This window comes from Mesorhizobium sp. B283B1A (genome assembly GCF_020165735.1).
In the GTDB taxonomy this organism is placed as follows: Bacteria; Pseudomonadota; Alphaproteobacteria; order Rhizobiales; family Rhizobiaceae; genus Mesorhizobium; species Mesorhizobium opportunistum.
In genome coordinates, this window is the sequence record NZ_JAIUIQ010000009.1 from 112,350 (window position 1) to 131,620 (window position 19,271).

Annotated in this window: 20 protein-coding genes and 1 tRNA gene; 7 read left to right on the forward strand and 14 right to left on the reverse strand. The window is 64.3% G+C overall.

What is annotated here, in order from left to right:
- Positions 1-28 precede the first annotated feature (28 nt).
- The 3 genes from LB577_RS09970 to LB577_RS09980 all read right to left on the reverse strand — a co-directional run bounded on the left by LB577_RS09970 (position 29) and on the right by LB577_RS09980 (position 3,865).
- Positions 29-1,111, reverse strand: a complete 1,083-nt coding sequence (locus LB577_RS09970) for an ABC transporter ATP-binding protein (protein ID WP_023763897.1) — start codon at positions 1,109-1,111, stop codon at positions 29-31.
- Positions 1,108-2,688: an ABC transporter permease gene (locus LB577_RS09975; protein ID WP_224686582.1), complete on the reverse strand. Its 1,581-nt coding sequence runs from the start codon at positions 2,686-2,688 to the stop codon at positions 1,108-1,110. Before LB577_RS09975 ends, LB577_RS09970 begins: the two co-directional genes overlap by 4 nt.
- 172 nt (positions 2,689-2,860) lie before the next feature.
- Positions 2,861-3,865, reverse strand: a complete 1,005-nt coding sequence (locus tag LB577_RS09980) for an iron ABC transporter substrate-binding protein (protein ID WP_224686638.1) — start codon at positions 3,863-3,865, stop codon at positions 2,861-2,863.
- A 301-nt stretch (positions 3,866-4,166) separates the two neighbouring features.
- Here LB577_RS09980 and LB577_RS09985 point away from each other — a divergent pair, with 301 nt between their 5' ends.
- The 3 genes from LB577_RS09985 (at position 4,167) to LB577_RS09995 (ending at position 7,503) form a co-directional block, all read left to right on the forward strand.
- Entirely contained in the window at positions 4,167-4,718 is a 552-nt protein-coding gene (locus tag LB577_RS09985; RefSeq protein ID WP_013892831.1) for a sigma-70 family RNA polymerase sigma factor, read from the forward strand.
- A gap of 1 nt (position 4,719) precedes the next feature.
- Positions 4,720-5,358 carry an NrsF family protein gene (locus tag LB577_RS09990; protein ID WP_224686583.1) on the forward strand — a complete coding sequence of 213 codons (639 nt, stop codon included), beginning with the start codon at positions 4,720-4,722 and terminating at the stop codon, positions 5,356-5,358.
- 162 nt (positions 5,359-5,520) lie between these two features.
- Positions 5,521-7,503 carry a PAS domain S-box protein gene (locus LB577_RS09995; protein ID WP_224686584.1) on the forward strand — a complete coding sequence of 661 codons (1,983 nt, stop codon included), beginning with the start codon at positions 5,521-5,523 and terminating at the stop codon, positions 7,501-7,503.
- Between the two features lie 35 nt (positions 7,504-7,538).
- Here LB577_RS09995 and LB577_RS10000 read toward each other — a convergent pair whose 3' ends face one another.
- The 7 genes from LB577_RS10000 to LB577_RS10030 form a co-directional block, all read right to left on the reverse strand.
- Entirely contained in the window at positions 7,539-8,417 is an 879-nt protein-coding gene (locus LB577_RS10000) for a 3-hydroxybutyryl-CoA dehydrogenase (RefSeq protein ID WP_224686585.1), read from the reverse strand.
- A gap of 210 nt (positions 8,418-8,627) precedes the next feature.
- A complete protein-coding gene (locus LB577_RS10005) occupies positions 8,628-9,557 on the reverse strand; it encodes an electron transfer flavoprotein subunit alpha/FixB family protein (protein ID WP_224686586.1) in 930 nt (309 codons plus the stop codon).
- 20 nt (positions 9,558-9,577) lie between these two features.
- Positions 9,578-10,327 (reverse strand): electron transfer flavoprotein subunit beta/FixA family protein, encoded by a 750-nt coding sequence (locus LB577_RS10010; RefSeq protein WP_224686587.1) that lies wholly within the window; start codon positions 10,325-10,327, stop codon positions 9,578-9,580.
- Between the two features lie 234 nt (positions 10,328-10,561).
- Positions 10,562-11,362, reverse strand: coding sequence for a rhomboid family intramembrane serine protease (locus LB577_RS10015; protein ID WP_224686588.1), 801 nt, complete (start codon positions 11,360-11,362; stop codon positions 10,562-10,564).
- A gap of 33 nt (positions 11,363-11,395) precedes the next feature.
- Positions 11,396-11,977, reverse strand: coding sequence for a cob(I)yrinic acid a,c-diamide adenosyltransferase (locus LB577_RS10020; RefSeq protein WP_013892838.1), 582 nt, complete (start codon positions 11,975-11,977; stop codon positions 11,396-11,398).
- 18 nt (positions 11,978-11,995) lie between these two features.
- Positions 11,996-12,187 carry a twin transmembrane helix small protein gene (locus LB577_RS10025; RefSeq protein WP_013892839.1) on the reverse strand — a complete coding sequence of 64 codons (192 nt, stop codon included), beginning with the start codon at positions 12,185-12,187 and terminating at the stop codon, positions 11,996-11,998.
- Positions 12,188-12,209: 22 nt separating this feature from the next.
- Complete coding sequence (locus LB577_RS10030) at positions 12,210-13,076, reverse strand: SDR family oxidoreductase (protein WP_224686589.1); 867 nt, start codon at positions 13,074-13,076, stop codon at positions 12,210-12,212.
- Positions 13,077-13,134: 58 nt separating this feature from the next.
- Between LB577_RS10030 and LB577_RS10035 the strand changes: the two genes are divergently transcribed.
- The gene (locus tag LB577_RS10035) at positions 13,135-13,986 is read left to right on the forward strand and encodes a YihY/virulence factor BrkB family protein (RefSeq protein WP_224686590.1); all 852 of its coding nucleotides are present in this window, start codon (positions 13,135-13,137) and stop codon (positions 13,984-13,986) included.
- 78 nt (positions 13,987-14,064) lie between these two features.
- Here the strand turns inward: LB577_RS10035 and LB577_RS10040 are convergent, their stop codons facing one another.
- Entirely contained in the window at positions 14,065-14,961 is an 897-nt protein-coding gene (locus LB577_RS10040) for a DMT family transporter (protein ID WP_224686591.1), read from the reverse strand.
- 140 nt (positions 14,962-15,101) lie between these two features.
- Positions 15,102-15,977 (reverse strand): tRNA glutamyl-Q(34) synthetase GluQRS, encoded by an 876-nt coding sequence (gene gluQRS, locus LB577_RS10045; RefSeq protein WP_224686592.1) that lies wholly within the window; start codon positions 15,975-15,977, stop codon positions 15,102-15,104.
- Positions 15,978-16,052: 75 nt separating this feature from the next.
- On the opposite strand from gluQRS, the gene LB577_RS10050 reads away from it, so the two are divergent.
- Positions 16,053-16,694 carry a DNA-3-methyladenine glycosylase family protein gene (locus LB577_RS10050; RefSeq protein WP_224686593.1) on the forward strand — a complete coding sequence of 214 codons (642 nt, stop codon included), beginning with the start codon at positions 16,053-16,055 and terminating at the stop codon, positions 16,692-16,694.
- Positions 16,695-16,822: 128 nt separating this feature from the next.
- A complete protein-coding gene (locus LB577_RS10055; protein WP_224686594.1) occupies positions 16,823-17,380 on the forward strand; it encodes an HNH endonuclease in 558 nt (185 codons plus the stop codon).
- A gap of 302 nt (positions 17,381-17,682) precedes the next feature.
- Here LB577_RS10055 and LB577_RS10060 read toward each other — a convergent pair whose 3' ends face one another.
- Together LB577_RS10060 and LB577_RS10065 are read right to left on the reverse strand one after the other, a co-directional pair.
- Entirely contained in the window at positions 17,683-18,201 is a 519-nt protein-coding gene (locus LB577_RS10060; RefSeq protein WP_013892846.1) for a disulfide bond formation protein B, read from the reverse strand.
- 87 nt (positions 18,202-18,288) lie between these two features.
- Positions 18,289-18,873 (reverse strand): YqaA family protein, encoded by a 585-nt coding sequence (locus LB577_RS10065; RefSeq protein WP_224686595.1) that lies wholly within the window; start codon positions 18,871-18,873, stop codon positions 18,289-18,291.
- A 268-nt stretch (positions 18,874-19,141) separates the two neighbouring features.
- Between LB577_RS10065 and LB577_RS10070 the strand changes: the two genes are divergently transcribed.
- A tRNA-Leu gene (locus LB577_RS10070) sits at positions 19,142-19,226 on the forward strand.
- The last annotated feature ends 45 nt before the right edge of the window (positions 19,227-19,271 follow it).

Genomic DNA, 19,271 nt, shown 5'->3' on the forward strand with positions numbered 1-19,271 from the left:
GCCGCATCTTGATCCGCATTGGAGCCGTTCAGGCGAAGACGTGCGCCTTGCCTGACACGGTGAGCCGCACGATCTCGCCGACCGCCGGTGCGTCCATGCCGGATTTGCGCAGGATCAGTGGCGTGTTGCCAATGGCGGCGGCGTCCGGCGGATCGAAATTGTTGAGGAGCCGCACCGCAATCGTGCATGTCGAGCCGGCGAATTCGGATTCCGTCACTTCGCCGAACAGCATGTCAGGGGTGCCCGACATGCCTTCGCGCGATGTCCGTTTCAGCGCGATCTGCTCCGGCCGCAGCATGATGCGGGCGACATCGCGGCTGTCCGGGGAATCGACCGCGATGCGGCCCAGCGGCGAGCTGGCGAAGCCGCCCGATATCCTGGCCGGCAGGATGATGGCATCGCCGAGGAACTCGGCGATCATCCTGTCCTTCGGCCGGAGATAGAGCTCGCGCGGCGTGCCGACCTGCGAGAATTTTCCGTCGCGCATGACCGCCACCTGGGCTGCAAAGGACAGCGCCTCGGCCTGGTCGTGCGTCACCAGGATGGTGGTGATGCCGGCGGCCTCCAGCAGTTCGGCCACCGCCTTGCGCATCGAGGCGCGCAGGCCGGTGTCGAGCGCCGAGAACGGCTCGTCGAGCAGCATCAGCCTGGGCTTCATCGCCATGGCGCGGGCGAGCGCCACACGCTGCTGCTGGCCGCCGGAAAGCTCGTGCGGACGGCGCTTGAGGATCGCCTTGTCCAGCCCGACAATATAGGCGAGCTCGACGATGCGTTCGGCGCGCCTGTCCTCGCTGCGGCTCATGCCGAAACCGATATTGTCCGATATGGTCAGATGCGGGAACAGGGCGCCGTCCTGCGCCACCACGCCAATGCCGCGGCGATGTGCCGGAACGGCAACGCCGCCATTGGCCAGCACCTCGCCGTCGAGCACGATGCGGCCCTGGTCCGGCGCCTCGAAGCCGGCGATCAGCCGCAGCAAGGTCGTCTTGCCGCAGCCGGATGGACCGACGATCGCCGTGCGGCTGCCGCTGGCGATGCTGAGGTCGACGCCGGCCAGTGCGGCGACCGGGCCGTAATGCTTGTGCAGATCGCGGAGTTCAAGAAAGCTCATCGTCCGGCCATCCGTTTCGACTGGACATAGAGCAGCCAGGTCAGCGGCAGCGACATCGCCACCATGATGAAGGCGTAAGGGGCGGCCGAGGCGTAATCGATCTCGCCGCTGTAGGACCAGAACGCCATCGCCAGCGTGCGGGTGCCATTCGGCGCCAGCATCTGGGTCGCGGTCAGCTCGTTCATGATGCCGAGCGCCACGAGGGCCATGCCGGCCGCCGCACCCGGCGCCGACAGTCGGATCGTCGTCGACCACAGGGCGTTGAGCGGACGCCGGCCGAGGCTGGACGCGGCGCGCTCGAGCTCGACCGGTGCCTGGGCGATCGACGCCCGCAGGCTGACCAGGGCACGCGGCAGGAACATGAGCGCATAAGCGACCAGGATGGTGAACAGCGTCTGATAGAGCGGCAGGGCGATACGCACGGTGATGGTGACCAGAGCCAATGCAATGACCACACCCGGTAGCGAGCCGACGATGTAGTTGCAACCTTCGAGAAGGCGCTGCAATGGCCCCGGCGCGCGGATCGAGATCCAGGCCATCGGCATGGCGGCGACGGTGGCGAGCAAAGCGCCGGCAAGCGACAGGAACAGCGTCTGGCCGAGCGCCAGGCCGATCTCGTCGAGCCGCCAGACATCGGCGCCGCCGGCGAGCAGCCAGCGGCCGATGGTCACGAACGGCACGCCAAGCGCCAGCAGCGTGACGACGGCAAGCAAGGCCAGGCTGGGGATGGTGGCATGGCCAAGGCGCGCCCGTTGCTGATGCCGCGCCGCGCCGGAGCCGACACGGGCATAGCGTTCCTCACCACGCACCAGCACTTCCAGGCCCAGAAGCACGAAGCAGCAGGTCACCAGGACGCCGGCCAGCATGTTGGCGGCCGGTCCATTGAAGGTCGACTGGAACTGGTCGATGATCGCGGTGGTGAAGGTATCGAAGCGGATGAAGACATAAAGGCCATATTCGGCCAGCAGATGCAGCCCAACCAGCAGCGAACCACCGCAGATCGCGAGCCTGAGCTGCGGCAACACCACGCGCCGGAAGACCCGCCAGGGTCCAAGGCCAAGTGCCGCAGCCGCGTCCTCGAGGGCGGGATCGAGCCGGCGCAGCGCCGCCGACACCGGCAGATAGAGGAACGGGAAGTAGGCGATCACGGAGACAAGCACGCCGGCCCACAGGCCGTGCAGCCCGGGCACCATGGTGATCCAGGCGTAGCTGTGCACGAAAGCGGGGATGGCGAGCGGCGCCACGCACAGCCAGGCCCAGAACCGGGCGCCGGGCAGGTCGCTGCGCTCGGTCAGCCAGGCGAGCGCCACCGACAGGACGATGGCGATCGGCACGGCCAACAGCACCAGCAGGCCGGTGTTGACTAGCAGCTCGCCGACCCGCGGCCGGAAGACCAGCGCAGAGACGGTCTCCCAGCCCGTTTGCACCGCTGTCCATACGATGAAGGCGAGCGGCAGCAGCGCCAGCAGGGCGACGAAGATTGCGGCGACGACGAGCCAGCGTGCCGCGCGTCGCCGCGCCTTTCGGCGCACCTTCGGCGGCAGGCCCGGGCGCGCGAGATCGACCGCCGACTGCATCGGCTCAGGCGCCGATCGGTTGCGGCGCGGCGGCGGCAATCATGGGACCACGGTCGCGGTCAGGAACGCAGCGTGTCGTCATGGACGAATGCATCTCGAAAACAAAACGCTCCCGCGGAAGGCAAAGTCCCGCGGGAGCACGGTCGGTTGCCCTTATTAGGACGAACGACAACTAAAGCAAGCCGGCTGCCGTCATCAGGTCGGTGACCTTCTTGGAGTTCAGCGTCGCGGCGTCGACCTTCGGCGCCTGCAGGTCGACCAGCGGCACCAGCTTGGGATTGGACTCCGCGCCCTTGCCGACCGCGTATTCGAAGGAGGTTCCGTTCTTCAGCACGTCCTGGCCGCCCTTGCCGGTCACCCATTTCAGGAATGCCTGGGCTTCCTTCGGGTGCTTGCTCGAGGCAAGCACGCCGCCACCCGAGACCGAGACGAAAGCGCCCGGATCCTGGTTCTTGAAATAGTGCAGCGCGACGTTCTTGCTGTTTTCGCCGGTCTTGGCCTGATCGCCGAAATAGTAATAGTGGTAGATCACGCCGCCTTCGATCTCGCCGGCGTTGACCGCCTTCATCACGGTGCTGTTGCCCTTATAGGCGGTGAAGTTCGCCTTCATCCCCTTCAGCCAGTCCGCCGTTGCGGCCTCGCCCTTGAGCTGCAGCAATGCGCTGACGATGGCTTGGAAATCGGCGCCCGAGGGCGACGCGGCCCAACGGCCCTTCCAGCTCGGGTCGGCGAGATCGAGCAGTGACTTAGGCAACTGGTCGGCCTTGAGCTTGGTGTTGTAGGCAAAAACGGTGCTGCGCGCGGCCACACCCACCCATTTGCCGCTGGCCGCCTGATAGTCCTGCGGGACCTGGGCCAGCGTGTCGGCGTCGACCGGCGCGAACAGGCCGGCGTTCTCGACCAGCACCATGGCCGGCGAATTCTCCGTCAGGAACACGTCGGCGGGCGAGGCGGTGCCTTCGGCGACGATCTGATTGGAGAAATCGCTGTCGCCGCCATTGCGCAAGGTGACCTTGATGCCGGTTTCCTTAGTGAACCCTTCAGCCCATTCCTTGGCCAGGCTTTCGTGCTGGGCGTTGTAGACGATGATGCCGGCATCTTCGGCCATGGCCGGACCGGCGGCCAGGCCGATTGCAAGCGCGGTGGCACCGGCAAGGGCGCAAAGGGTGTATTTCATGACGTCATCCTCGATCTCGTTGGTCTTGGCACGCTGCACCTATCTATACCTGACACCGGTAGTCAACATTGTCGATCTGCTTCAGTCGGTCGCTGAGCTACGAGAGGGACAATTCCACGTGATGGAAGGCCGGATCGGCGGCTTCTTCGCCAAGCGTACTCGCAACGCCTGTAAGGCGGTGGGCGGCCGGGCTTCAGGACCCGCAAACTTTCGTGACTTGCCCGTAGTTTGGCTTGGACATTATTTCGCCGGCCACGTAACAAATCAGCACCGAGGCGCGAAAATCGGGGAGTGAACTCTTGTGAGCGGCAAGGACGAGGCCGAGCTTTCCCGACTGTTGCGGGCCGCGATCGCGGGAGATGAAAGGGCCTACGCCGACTTTCTGCATCGGATCGCCGCGCTGGTGCGCGGTTTTGTCAGGCGCAAGATCGTGCAGGGCGGGGTCGATCCCGAGGATGTCGTGCAGGAAACCTTGCTGGCCATTCATGTGAAACGGCATACCTGGCGCCAGGACGCGCCGGTATTGCCCTGGGTCTATGCGATCGCCCGCTTCAAGCTTATCGATGCATTCCGGCGGCGCGGACGGCGCATCGAGATCGACGTCGACGACATCGCCGAGACGTTCGCCGAGCCGGAAACCGAGACCGTCAGCGAACGCGACATAAACCGGGCCTTGGGCGGACTACCGCCGGCACAGCGTTCCGTGGTCTCGGCCATATCCGTGGAAGGCCGCTCGATCGGCGAGACGGCGGCGAAGTTCGGCATCAGCGAGACGGCGGTGCGCGTGTCGCTGCATCGAGGGCTTGCCGCGATAGCCAAGAGATTTGGGCAGGGTCGGTTCGGGCGGGAATGACATGAGGACTGACGATCTCATCAAGGCGCTGGACGCCGATGCAGGCAGCAAGGCGATGCCGTTGCGCTCAGCGTGGTGGCTGGCCGCCGGTGCGGCCATTGTCATCGCGGCAGTCGTTTTCCTGCTCACGATCGGTCCGCGTCCCGACTTCATGGCGGCCGCGCACACGATGCGCTTTTTGTCCAAATTCGTTTTCACCATCGTGCTGACCATCAGCGCCTTTGCCCTGATCCGCGCCCTGTCGACGCCAGGTGCCGCGACAGGCCGGGCCGTGGCCGGGATGATTGCCGCGCCGCTGCTGGTGGCCGTGGCGGTGGGCCTGGAGCTCTTCATGGTGCCGGAGGCGCTGTGGGGCACGCGCATGGTCGGCTCCAACATGATGATCTGCATGGGCTTCATCCCGCTGATCGGGATCGGCCCGCTGGCGATCTTCCTGTGGATGCTGCGTTACGGCGCGCCGACGCGGCCCGTGCTTGCCGGCACGGTCGCGGGCCTGCTCGCCGGGGGGCTGGCCGCGACCTTCTATGCCGCGCACTGTTTCGACGATTCGCCGCTTTTCGTTGCCACCTGGTATACGATCGCGATCGCGGCGCTCGCCTTGCTTGGCGCGCTCGGCGGACGGTTTTTCGTGCGCTGGTAGCACGATACCGCGTCCCGGCCGATGCATACCGATCCTTAATCATGCCGGCAATTGTTTGCCGGTTTCCCATGCCGCCAGTACCCCAGACGCAACCTTTCCTTAAAATCGATCCTTCAAGGTTTTCACGGGAAGAAGCGATTGCCCACGGGGGTGGCACGGATCGTGACATTGCGAGGAACCATCGGGCCAGGATTTTACAGGCAGGCAGCGCTGGCGCTGCTTGCGGCCTGCGTTGCCATGGTGGCGGCCTCGATCCTGCTCGCGAGGCTGAGCCTCGATGCCAAGGCGCTCAAGCTCTCCCTGCAAGTGTCGGTCGCGGTGGCGGTCGGCGCGCTGTTCCTCGCCGGCCTGTTCATTCGCCGCATCTCCGACGACCGGCGGCAGATCGCGGAGAGCGAGCAGCGGTTCCGCCGGGCCATGGAGGATTCGGCGATCGGCATCGCGGTCGTCGGGTTGGACGGGCGCATCATCGAGGCCAATCCGGCCTTCGCGGCCATGCTTGGCTACAGCCGCGAGGAGATCGAGGCACTGACCTTCTTCCAGATCACACATCCCGACGACCTGCAGATCGGGCGCGAAACGATGGACGGCCTGAAGGCGGGCACCGTCCACGCCTTCCAGTTCGAGAAGCGCTACCTCAAGAAGGACGGCACACCCATCTGGGCTCATCTTGCCGGCTCCGTCATTCGTGACGAGACAAGCGGGCGGCCGCTCTATCTTGTGTCGCAGATCGAGGACATCGACGCGCGCAAGCAGGCCGAGGTGCGTATTGCCGAGGCCGAAACGCGCTGGAATTTCGCGCTGGCCGGCGCCGGTCAAGGTGTCTGGGACCTCGACATGCGCAAGGGCGGCACGACCTACTCCTCGACCTGGGTCAAGATGCTCGGCTATGCCGACGGCGAACTCGATGGCGACCCCGACCATTGGCTGACGATGATCCATCCCGACGATCGCGAGGCTGTTGCCAGGGCGGATCGGGCGCATCTCGACGGCAACACGGAATTCTTCGAGGCCGAGTTCAGGATGCGTCATAAGGACGGCCACTGGGTGTGGATCCTCGACCGCGGCAAAGCCATCGAACGCGACGCGGCCGGGCGTTTGACCAGGGCCATCGGCAGCTTGACCGACATCACCCGGCGCAAGGAGGCCGAAGAGCGCCTGACGGTCTCAGCGGCAATGCTGGCCGACGAGAAGGAACGGCTCAGGGTGACGCTGCAGTCCATCGGTGATGCGGTCATCTGCACCGATGCCGCAAATCGCGTCACCTTCATGAACCCGGTCGCCGAGAAGCTGACCGGCGTTTCCGGCGACGAGGCGCTCGGCAAGACGCTCGGCCATGTCTATTGGGCGGTCGACGAGGAGACGGGGCAGAGGATCGGCGTGGCACGGCCGGCGATCGGAGCGGCGGCGCCCTCCGACCAGAACAGCCGAGCCGTGCTCATCCGGCGCGACGACACGCGCTGCAGCATCCGCCAGGTGGTGTCGCCGATCATCAACGAGCGCAACGAATTCTGCGGGCTGGTCATCGTCTTCCAGGATTTCACGGATGCGCGCGCCCTGCAGCGGCAGCTTGCCCATGCCGCCGCGCACGACGCGCTGACCGGCCTTGCCAATCGTTCGAGCTTCATCCGCACCATGGAGGAACTGGTCGATCAGGCCCGTAAGGACGCCGCGGCGGCTGGAGGCGGCAGGCATCAGTTCATGTTCATCGACCTCGACCACTTCAAACTGGTCAACGACACCGGCGGTCACGCTGCCGGAGACGCTTTGCTGAAGCGGGTCGCCGAGGCTGTTCGCGGCGTGCTCGACCCTGAAGATATCGTGGCGCGGCTGGGTGGCGACGAATTCGCAGTCATCCTGAAATCGGCTTCGACCGCTAGCGCCGGGATCGCGGCACGCTCGATCATCGATGCGATAGCCGGCCTGGATTTCACCTGGGATAATCGGCCGCACGCGATCGGCGCGAGCATCGGGCTTACCGCGATCTGCGCCGATTGCGGCGAAGTCGACGAGATCATCGCAAGGGCCGACGCCGCTTGCTATGCGGCCAAGGCGGCCGGCCGCGGATGCGTTTCCGTGGCGCTGGACGATAAGATCACCGACGACAGGTCGGAACCACCCAAGCCGCTCGCCGCGGCATCCTGAACGGCCGACGCGTCACACTTTTTCCTGGAATTGCGTCAGCGCGTCGGAACGGGGTGCTCGCCGCGATAGTCATAGAAGCCGCGTCCGGTCTTGCGGCCGAGCCAGCCGGCCTCGACATATTTGACCAGCAGCGGGCAGGGGCGATATTTCGAGTCCGACAGGCCGTCATGCAGCACCTGCATGATCGACAGGCAGGTATCGAGACCAATGAAATCGGCCAGTTGCAGCGGTCCCATCGGGTGGTTGGCGCCGAGCCGCATGGCGGTGTCGATGGCATCGACCGAGCCGACACCTTCATAGAGGGTGTAAATGGCCTCGTTGATCATCGGTAGCAGGATGCGGTTGACGATGAAGGCCGGGAAATCCTCCGAGACCGTGATCGTCTTGTCGAGCTGCTTCACATAGGTCTTTGCCGCCTCGAAGGTCTGGTCCTCGGTGGCGATGCCGCGCACCAGTTCGACCAGCTTCATCAGCGGGACGGGATTCATGAAATGTATGCCGATGAAGCGTTCCGGCCTGTCGGTCTGCGCGGCGAGCCGCGTGATCGAGATCGACGAGGTGTTGGTCGCCAGAATGGCTTCAGGATTGAGCTGCGGGCAGAGCTGGGCGTAGATCTTGCGCTTGACCGTCTCGTCCTCGGTGGCTGCCTCGATCACCAGGTCGGCGCCGGCCAGATCGGCCATCGCCGGTGCGGACGTAATGCGCGCCATCGCCTGGTTGCGCAGTTTCTCGTCGAGCTTGCCGGACCCCACCTGGCGGGCCATGTTGCCGCTGATGGTGGCGATGCCCTTCTCGATGCGGTCGGGCGAAATATCGTAGATCAGCACCTTATAGCCCGATAGCGCGGAGACATGGGCGATGCCGCCGCCCATCTGGCCTGCGCCGATGATGCCGATCGTCTCGATCTTGCTCATTACACCGATCCCGTCCGGAGCCCTTCCGCCTGAACCGCGAAAGCGCTCCACCTCTTTGTCTTACCGCAATTCCGGACGCAAAACCGCTGCGCACTTTTGCTGGAATTGCTTTTAGCCTTTGCGGCCTGCTTTTTGTGCGGTGCAAACTAAAAGGGCGGGGCGACTTCGTCTACCCCACCCCTGGTATTTAATACGCTTTGCCAGAGAGCGTCAAAGCGCCTTCTGCAACTCCGGCAGGACGACGAAGAGATCGCCGACGAGGCCGTAGTCGGCAACCTGGAAGATCGGCGCCTCCTCGTCCTTGTTGATGGCGACGATGACCTTGGAATCCTTCATGCCGGCAAGGTGCTGGATGGCGCCGGAAATGCCGACCGCGATGTAGAGATCGGGGGCGACGACCTTGCCGGTCTGGCCGACCTGCCAGTCGTTCGGCGCATAGCCGGCGTCGACGGCGGCGCGGGACGCACCGACGGCGGCACCGAGCTTGTCGGCGACCGGCAGGATGACCTCCTGGAACTTCTCCGAGGAGCCGAGCGCACGGCCACCCGAGATGATGATCTTGGCCGAGGTCAGTTCCGGACGGTCGGTCTCCGACAGCTTGTTTTCGACAAAGGAGGACAGGCCGGGGTTGGCCGCGGCCTTCACCGTCTCGACCGCTGCCGAGCCGCCCTCGGGCGCCGCCTGGAAGGAGGCGGTGCGCACGGTGATGACCTTCTTGGCGTCGGTCGACTGCACGGTCTGGATGGCGTTGCCGGCGTAGATCGGGCGCTTGAAGGTATCAGGCGAAACGACTTCGATGATCTCGGACACTTGCGCGACATCGAGCAGGGCCGCCACGCGCGGCGTGACGTTCTTGCCCGACGAGGTCGCCGGCGCGATGATGGTGTCGTAGCCGCCAGCCAGCGACACGACGAGTGCCGCGGTCGGCTCGGCGAGGTGCTCGGCGAGTTCGTCGGCCTCGGCGAGCAGCACCTTGCTCACGCCCTTGAGCTTGGCGGCGGCGTCAGCGGCGCCCTTGGCGCTCTTGCCGGCCACCAGCACATGCACGTCCGAGCCGATCTGCAGGGCCGCCGAAAGCGCCTTGGCGGTCTGGTCGGAAAGGGTGGCGTTGTCGTGTTCGGCGATGAGGAGAATGGTCATGTTATCTGTTCCTTCCGATCTCAGAGCACGCCGGCTTCGTTTTTCAGCTTGTCGACCAGTTCGGCGACGCTCTTGACCTTGACGCCCGCCTTGCGGCCGCTCGGCTCCTCGGTCTTGATGACCTTGAGGCGCGGCTTGACGTCGGCGCCGTAATCGGCCGGGCTCTTCTCGTCGAGCGGCTTCTTCTTGGCCTTCATGATGTTGGGCAGCGAGGCGTAGCGCGGCTGGTTGAGGCGAAGATCGGCGGTGACGATCGCCGGCATCTTCAGTTCCACCGTCTGGAGGCCACCGTCGACTTCGCGGGTCACCTTGGCCTTGTCGCCTTCGAGCACGACCTTGGAGGCGAATGTCCCTTGAGCCCAGCCCAGAAGTGCGGCCAGCATCTGGCCGGTCTGATTGCTGTCGTCGTCGATCGCCTGCTTGCCGAGGATGACGAGCCTGGGCTGCTCGGCCTCGACCACGCCCTTCAGCACCTTGGCGACACCGAGCGGCTCGGTCTGTTCGTCGGTCTTGACCAGGATGGCGCGGTCGGCGCCCATGGCGAGCGCGGTGCGCAAGGTTTCCTGCGCCTGCTGCGGTCCAACAGAAACGACGATGATCTCTTCGGCCTTGCCGGCTTCCTTCAGCCGGATCGCCTCTTCGACCGCGATCTCGTCGAACGGGTTCATCGCCATCTTGACGTTGGCGAGTTCAACCGACGAACCATCAGCTTTCACGCGAACCTTCACATTCGCATCCACAACCCGCTTCACGGGCACAAGGATCTTCATTTGCCTGTCACCTCTTCACGCTAGTTGGGCGCGCTATAACAGCCTGCGCCCCTTCTGAGTTGTCGAAAGCCGACATTCCTGACTGAATTCCGGCCAGACGGAATTCTGGCCGGATGGAAATTCTGGTCTTTGCCCGCCCTAGGCTGCTCCTTAACCACCTTGGGCTGCGGCGGAGACGTTTCCGTAGTTGCGGCAATCCTTGACGTCAATACGCCGCTAGCGGCTCAAATCGGTTCAGTTCGGGCCGGAAGGGTTTCCCCGGCCCCAGCGCGTCGTCGCGGCGGACGGCTCGGGCGTTGCCGGCCGGGCCGCGAGCGGCGGCGGCTCGGGAGCGGCGGCCGGGATATCCTCGTCGGCGCCTGCAAACAGCGGCACGCCACGGCTGCGCAGGACAAGCACCAGCACGGCTCCGGCGATGATGCCGCCGATGTGGCAGGCCCAGGAAATCTGGTCCTCGCCACCGGCGGCGAACATGACGATCTGGAACAGCACCCACAGGACAAGCGGGATGAAGGCTGGAATACGCAAGGGAATACGGGCAAAGGCCAGCACCCAGACCTTCACCCTGGGATAAAGGATGAGATAGGCGACGACCACGCCGGCGATGGCGCCGGACGCGCCGATCAGCGGCACTTGGGAGTCCCATGCGACCAGCCCCTGGAAAGCGGCCCCGGCGACGGCGCACAGGAGATAGAAGATCAGGTAGCGGATATGGCCGAGCGCGTCCTCGACATTGTCGCCGAACACCCACAGGAACAGCATGTTGCCGCCGAGGTGGAAGATGTCGGCGTGCAGGAAGGAGTAAGTGAGGTAGCTCAGGCTTTCCGGGATGACGATGAAGCGCGGGTCGAGTTCCGCCGTGTCGTGGACGACGGACGGGATGAAGCCGAGGCCGAGCACGGCGGCATTGGTGAAGTTCTCGCCGCCGAGTGCGGTGGCGCAATAGACCAGCGCGTTGGCCACGATCAGGCCGATCGTCACATATTGCAGCCGGATATGGCGAAGCCTGTTGGTGTCGTAAAGCGGGATGAACATGCGTGTCTGGTTCCCTTCCGCTTTTCGATCCGTTCAGCGGTTCTTGCCGGGAACCCATAGCACGTCGGCATTTCCGTTGTCATTGACCGCGCGGGCGGCGACAAACAGGAAATCCGAGACGCGATTGATGTATTTCAGCCCGTCGCCATTGACGTGTTCCGCCGGATCCTGGGCGAGCGCCACCATCAGCCGCTCGGCCCGCCGCGCCACCGTGCGGGCGAGATGCAGGGCCGCCGCCGCCGGCGTGCCGCCGTTCAGCACGAAGGATTTGAGCGGCTGTAGGTCCTTGTTGAGGAGGTCGATATCCTTCTCGACACGGTCGGTCTGTGCGGCGGTGATCCGCAAGGGCTCATAGCCGAGCGGCTTGCCGTCGTCGGGCACCGCAAGGTCGGCGCCGAGGTCGAAGAAGTCATTCTGGATGCGCGAAAGCATGGCATCGATCGCCGGGTGGGTCCGCGCCGTGTGCACGCGCGCCATGCCAATGCAGGCATTGGCTTCGTCGACCGTGCCGTAGGCATCCACCCGCAGATCGGATTTCAGCCGCCTTTCGCCGGTGCCGAGGCCCGTTGTGCCGTCATCGCCGGTGCGGGTGTAGATCTTGTTGAGCTTGACCACATCGCCTCCCGAACGACGTCATTTGCGGGTGAAATACACCGCCAGCAGGATCAGCAACAGCGCCACGGCCTGCAGCATGACGCGCGCCTGCATCAGCTTGTTCGACGTGACGCCGGAACCGCCGCGCATCATGTTGATGAGGCCGCGAACCAGCACGATTGCCACGGCGACCATGACCAGAATGGCGAGGATGTTGAAGACGGTTGCCATATTGCGTTCCAGTTGTTTCGGGTTAGGCGCGTTTGGCCATCAGGCGGTAGAGCATCGATGCCGGCAGCAAGCGCTTGAGCGCCGCGCCGATCCTGGCCGGCACTGTTACCACATAGTGCGGGCGCGGGCGCCGCGACAGAAGTGCATGGCGTAGAACCTTGTAGACCACTTCCGGCCCGGGTTTCAGCGCCGACTGGCTGCCGCCGGCGCGCAGCCGCTCCAACTGTGCCGCGTAGTCCACGCGATGCACGGAATTCTCGAGGTCGATGTTTTTCAGGAACCAGGGCAGGCCGTTGCTGGCGATCTTCGATTTCACCGGCCCCGGCTCGATCAGCGAAACATGGACGCCGCTGCCTTCCAGTTCCTGGCGCTGGCAGAGCATCAGGGCCTCGAGCGCATGCTTCGATGCCGAATAGGCGCCGCGAAAGCGCACCGGCACCAGGCCAAGGATCGACGAGCAATGGACGATGCGGCCGTGGCCCTGGCGGCGCATCACCGGTACCAGACGGCGGGTCAGATCATGCCAGCCGAAGAAATTGACCTCGAACTGCTGCTTGAGGGCCGCCACCGACAGATCCTCGACGGCGCCGGCCTGCGCGTAGGCGCCGTTGTTGAACAGCGCGTCCAGCCTTCCGCCGGAGCGTTCGAGCACTGAAGTCACCAGGGCGGCGATCGAGTCCGGTTCGCTGTAGTCGAGATGGAAGGCCTCGATGCCGTCGGTTTCGAGAGCGGCGATGTCTTCGGGTTTTCGTGCCGTCGCGAACACCCGCCAGCCCTCGGTCTTCAATGCGCGTGCGCAATAAGCGCCTATGCCGGAGGACGCACCGGTGACGATGATGGTGCGCAACTCTGTTGCGGGCGAATTCGTGGTTTGACGAAGGGTTGCCATTTGCCGCATTCACTTCCCATATTCGCGGCGTCGAGACAATCGAAGGGAGCGCGCGTTCTTGCTGCGGAATATTGTCGCCCTGCGCCGCGTGCTCTACGACGCGATCGGCCATTTCAACACCGATGACGGCTGGGCGATGGCCAGCCATCTGGCGATCACCTCGCTGATGGCGCTGTTTCCGTTCCTGATCTTCGCCACCACGCTGGGCAGCTTCCTCGGCGCCCAGGCCTTTGCCGACACGGCCGTGCATCTGGTCTTCGACACCTGGCCGGATCAGATCGCCAAGCCGATCGCGCATGAGGTGCTGAACGTGCTGACCGTCAGGCGCACCGACCTGTTGACCTACGGCGTGCTGCTGGCGGCCTATTTCGCCTCGAACGGCATCGAGGCGCTGCGCACGTCGCTCAACCGGGCTTACCGCGTCACGGAGACGCGCGGCATCATCTATCGCCGGGTGCAGAGCATCTTCTTCGTGCTGATCGCCACCGCCGGATTCCTAGCGATCAGCGTGCTCCTGGTGTTCGCACCGCTGCTGGCGCGGCTGGCGGAAGCCCATTTCGAGTGGATCAAGCCCTATACCGGCACGATCACGCTGTGGCGCTACGTCATCGCCTCAGCCGTCATCATCGGCGGCTTGTTTGCCGTCCACTACTGGCTGCCGGCCGGCCAGCGCCGTTTCGTCTCGCTGGTGCCCGGCATCGTCTTCACACTTGCGGCATGGCTGATCGGCTCGACGATCTTTGCCACCTATCTGGATCATTTCTCGTCCTATGTGACGACCTATGCTGGTCTCGCCTCGATCATGATCGCGGTGGTTTTCCTCTACATCGTCTCGGCGATCTTCATCCTCGGCGGCGAGCTCAATGCCGCGATCAGCCGCTATCTGGAGGCACGTGCGCGGGTGGGATGACGGCTGAGGAACTGAGGAATTTAAGAATTGGAGAATTGAAGAAAAAGCGGGCCATATCTGGCGCTGTATGCTTCTTCCTCAATTCCTGAATTCCACAGTTCTTCCCTTCGCCTGCCGAGCCGTTGCCAGGCCGACGCCGAAGGTCGTGATCGCCATGCCGACGATCTGCAGGGTGTTGAGCTGCTCGTCGAAGAGTGCCCAGGCGATGATCGCCGTCACCGCCGGCACCAGGTAGAACAGCGAGGCGACTTTCGACATCTCTCCGTCGCGGATCATCACCATCAGCAGGAAAATGGCGCCGAGCGACAGCACCAGCACCAGCCAGGCCATGGCGAAGATCAGTTCGCCGTTGATGATGACGGTGTGGGTTTCGAAAGCGAGCGCGGCCAGGGTCATCAGGCAGGCGCCGCCGACATATTGCCACATGGTCGCCGCGACGAGGTCGCCGCCGGAAGCGAAGCGCTTCTGCCAGATGGTGCCGGCGCTCATGCCGAGCACCGAGACCAGCGAGGCGATCAATGTCGCCGCCGTCACCCCGCCGCCGAGCGCGCCGAGCTTGGGCCACAGCACGATGACGATGCCGATCAGGCCGATGCCAAGGCCAAGCCAGTGGCGCGGCAGGATGGCCTCGCCGAGGAACTTGCCGGCAAGCACGGCCGTGATCAGCGGCTGCAGGCCGACGATCAAGGCTGAAAAGCCGGCCGGCATGCCCCTGTGGATGGCCCAGAAGACGGCGCCGAGATAGACGCCATGCATCAGCACGCCGGCGCCGGTGGCGTGCAATGCCTGCTTGCCGGTGGCTCGTTTCGAGCCCAGTACGAGCGTCAGGACGGCCAGCAGGATCGCGGCTATCACGAACCGTGCGGCAAGGAAGGTGAACGGTTCCGCCCATGGCATGGCGTAGCGGGCGCCGATGAAGCCGGTCGCCCACAAAACGACGAAGGTGGCAGGGATGAACCGCTTGATGCTGTGCATTTTTCCGGAGACCGCCACGCTGGTGAGAATTGACCGTGGCGCTGCTCTAGTCCCGTTCAAGCCGGCGCGCAAAACGAAACGATTGATCCATGCATCACGGGAATTCAACCGGTGGTGCGATTTTTCGGACCAGCCAGAGGTCAAAGCCCCACCATTCGCCTGATATCATCAGGTGATGCGCCGGCATCGCGCAGCTTGGCAAGGCCAGTGTCGCCGAGGCTCTTCGACAGTTTTCGCCCATCCGGCCCGAGGATGAGCCGGTGGTGGAAATAGGTGGGCTGCGGTAGCCCAAGAAGCTCCTGGAGCAGGCGCTGCACGCCTGTCGCGGAAAACAGGTCCTGGCCGCGCACGACATGGCTGACGCCTTGCAGGGCATCGTCCATGACGACGGCAAGATGGTAGCTCGTCGGAATGTCGCGGCGCGCCACGATCACATCGCCCCAGTCCCGCGGGCGGGCGGCGACCGCGCGCGTCGCCGACAGCGTCTCGTCGGTGAATTCGGTCCATGCGAGATCCCTGCCGACACGCGCCATGGCCGCGTCGACATCCAGCCGCCAGGCGAAGGGCGCATTTTCGGCGATCCGCCGCTTGCGTTCCCTGGCCGGCAGCGCCTTGTCGGCCGGGGGGTAGAGCGGCACGCCGTCAGGGTCGCGCGGCCAGTCGCGCCCGCGCTTTTCGCTGTCGGTGATGAAGGCGCGGATCTCGCCACGGCTCATGAAAGCCGGATAGACGAGTTCCTCGCTTATCAGCCGATCGAGCACCGTCCCGTACTCGGCAAAATGCCCGGACTGGCGGCGCACCGGCTCCTCCCAGCCAAGACCCAGCCATTTTAGATCGGCCAGCACGCCCGCCTCGAATTGCGGCGTGCAGCGTGTCGTGTCGATATCCTCTATGCGCAGCAGCAGGCGACCGTCATTCGCCTTTGCCAGCTTCTGGTTGAGCAGCGCCGAATACGCATGACCAAGGTGCAGTTCGCCATTGGGGCTGGGCGCGAAGCGGAATGTCAGGAGCGTCATGTCTCAAGCGGCAATCGGGTTGTGCGGCGGTTTTGGCAGTTGCTACCTTGCGGCACATTCGCGGACAAGGATACCATGCAACGCATCGCCACACTCGACGACATCGCCCGCGGGCTCGATGCGCTTTGCGCGATCGACCCGCGCCTGTACAAGGTGCGCGGCATGGCGGGCGAGGTGCCGCTCAGGCTTTCCAAGCCTGGATTCAGGAGCCTGGCCTCGATCATCGTCTCGCAGCAGGTGTCGCGCGCCAGTGCAGACGCGATCTTCGGCCGGCTGACCAGGCTTGTCGACCCGCTGACGCCACAGGCGATCTTGGCCGCCGGCGAGGACATGTTTCGCGAGGCCGGCCTGTCACGGCCTAAGCAGCGCGGCCTGATCGCGGTTGCCCAGGCCGTGGCCGATGGCCTCGACCTCCATCACCTCTGTTCGCTCGACGCTGTCGAGGCCATCACGGCGATGACGGCGGTGCCCGGCATTGGTCCCTGGACGGCGGAAGTCTATCTGTTGTTTGCCGCGGGCCACCCCGATATCTTCCCCGCGCGTGACGTCGCGCTGCAAACGGCGGTCGGTCATGCGCTCGGCATCGACCCGCGTCCACCCGAGAAAGCACTGATCGCATTGGCCGAATCATGGAGCCCGTGGCGAGGTGTCGCATCGCGGCTTTTCTGGTCCTATTATCGCGAAACCAGGGGGCGGGACGCCGCGCCGCCGGCCTGAATCTGCAAAAAAGCATAAAAATCATGCGTTTTTGACGCTTCGGCGACGCGACAATCCGCTTCACATCCCTGTCATGTCAGGCTTACAGTATCCCCGCCGTTCGGGTCTAGAACCAAGGAGGTAAACACGTGACGGTTGCCGTATCTCCGGATAGGCTTCCAGCACTGGTGCTGAATGCGGATTACCGTCCGCTCAGCTATTACCCGTTGTCGCTCTGGTCCTGGCAGGACGCCATCAAGGCGGTGTTCCTCGACCGGGTGAACATCGTCGCCGAATATGAGCACGCGGTGTCGTCGCCGACCTTCTCGATGAAGCTGCCGAGCGTGGTCAGCCTGAAGGCCTATGTGAAGCCGTCCAGGCATCCGGCGTTCACGCGCTTCAACGTCTTCCTGCGCGACCGCTTCCAATGCCAATATTGCGGCACGCCCGACGACCTGACCTTCGACCACGTCATCCCGCGCCATCGCGGCGGGGCGACGACATGGGAGAATGTGGTCGCCGCCTGTTCGCCCTGCAATTTGAGGAAAGGCGGCATGATGCCGGCGCATGCCAAGATGTGGCCGCTGCAGAAGCCCTACCAGCCGACGGTGCACGATCTGCACAACAACGGCCGCCTGTTCCCGCCCAACCATCTGCATGAAAGCTGGATGGATTATCTCTACTGGGACGTCGAACTGGAACCCTGAGATCGTTCGAGAATTCGGGAGGCTGGCCGTCTCGCTTATCAGCGCCTTCGCGTTTAAGGACCGGCTTCCCCACTCCGTCGCTTCGCAGCGCCACCTCTCCCCCCCTCCGGAGGGAGAGGAAGGGAGCCTCCCGGCACAAAAGCTCGCGCCCTTCCTCTACCCCGTCGATCGGGGGAGAGGTGGCGCTGCGAAGCAGCGACGGAGTGGGGGTCGACCTGCTCGGACGTCGAAAGCCGAGCCATGCAATTCAGCCTGCTGAATCTTCGCTCTAACTCTGCGTCGCGCCACTCACGCGAATAGGCTCAGTCGCGGGAAAGTGCGCCGCGGAAGGCGACGGCTGCGAGGACAAGGCTGGCGATGGCGTTCCAGCCGGCCAGCGACAGGCCCAGGATGCGCAGCGCGGCCTTGTCGCAGGAGGGCGGCACGAATTTGTCGAGCGCGTCGAGCACGCCCTTGCCACCGGTGTCGACCGGCCCGGCGCCCGCCGTGCAATCGGTCGGGCCCGCCCACCACTGCCATTCGACGCCGGAGTGGTAGACGCCGAGATAGAGGCCGTAGAGCATCAGCAGGCCGCCGATGCCCAGCAGGCCGCGCGTCAGCCATGCGGGTGCGCGCAGCATCGATGCAATCACCGCCAACACCATCAACGGCACGCCGATATAGTAGGGGGTGCGCTGCTCCAGGCAGAGATGGCAGGGGATGTAGCCGCCGATGTACTGGAAGGCGAGCGCCGAGCCGACGGTGGCGGCCATGGCGACGGCGAGAAACAGGGCGGTTCGCGTCCGCTGGCGTCCGGTATCGGCATTCATGATGGCTGTCATTGGGTCTTTCGTCCGCTGAATTCGTCCGGCTATTTCCTTGTCCGTGTCATTGTCCCAAAGCCGCTACACAGTTTTGGGCGACATGGATCAGAACGCGTATTTGACCAATATATAGAGCAAAATCAGGGCAGCCGCGCCGGCGCCGACGATCAATCCCAGGCGCTTCTCGATGAACTCCCTGATCGGCTCGCCATAGCGGCGCAGCAGCCAGGCAAGCAGCAGGAAACGAGCGCCTCGCGCCAAGATCGCCGAGACGATGAAGACCACAAGATTGATGTGAAGCGCCCCGGCGAGAATAGTGACCACCTTGATCGGCGGCAGGTGCGCAACGCCGGACGTGACGAGCAGCACCAGCATCAGCCCGGTGCCGGACGACTGCCACTTCTCGAACGTGGCAATGCCGCCGAAGTGCTCCAGGATCGGCCGTGCTATCGTGTCGTAGGCATAGTAGCCGATCAGCCAGCCGGCAATACCGCCCAGCACGGACGCGGCAGTGGCGGTCAGCGCGTAGCGATAGGCGCGTTCTGGCCGCGCCAACGCCATGGGCAGGAACAGTACGTCCGCCGGGATGAAGAATACAGAACTTTCGACGAAGGCGATGAAGGCCAGCCACCATTCGGCGGATTTGCGGGAAGCCAGGGACAAGGTCCAGTCGTACAGTCCACGAAGCATAGGCACTCCTAATGCATGTCGCCCGCAAGCTATGTATCGGTTTCGGGACAGAACAAGGACCCAAAGCGCAGGGCATCCACCCGTGTTCAGATGGACATCGCTTTGACACGCCGCCTGTCTAGAAAGATTTTCCGCGCTGCACAATGGCAGCACCGCCACGAAATCGAAAGGCGCAGTTTGGTCGCATCCGGGCGATCCCGAGATTTGGCCAGTTGACGAACAGGCCTCCGACCGTATAGTCCGCGCCCATCCAGGCCGTCCGGCCTGAGCCCCTATGGCGGAATTGGTAGACGCGCTCGACTCAAAATCGAGTTCCGCAAGGAGTGCTGGTTCGATCCCGGCTAGGGGCACCACCCTTCGCTCTTCGAGCTTCGGGTGGCAAGCCATTCCAAGCTTTG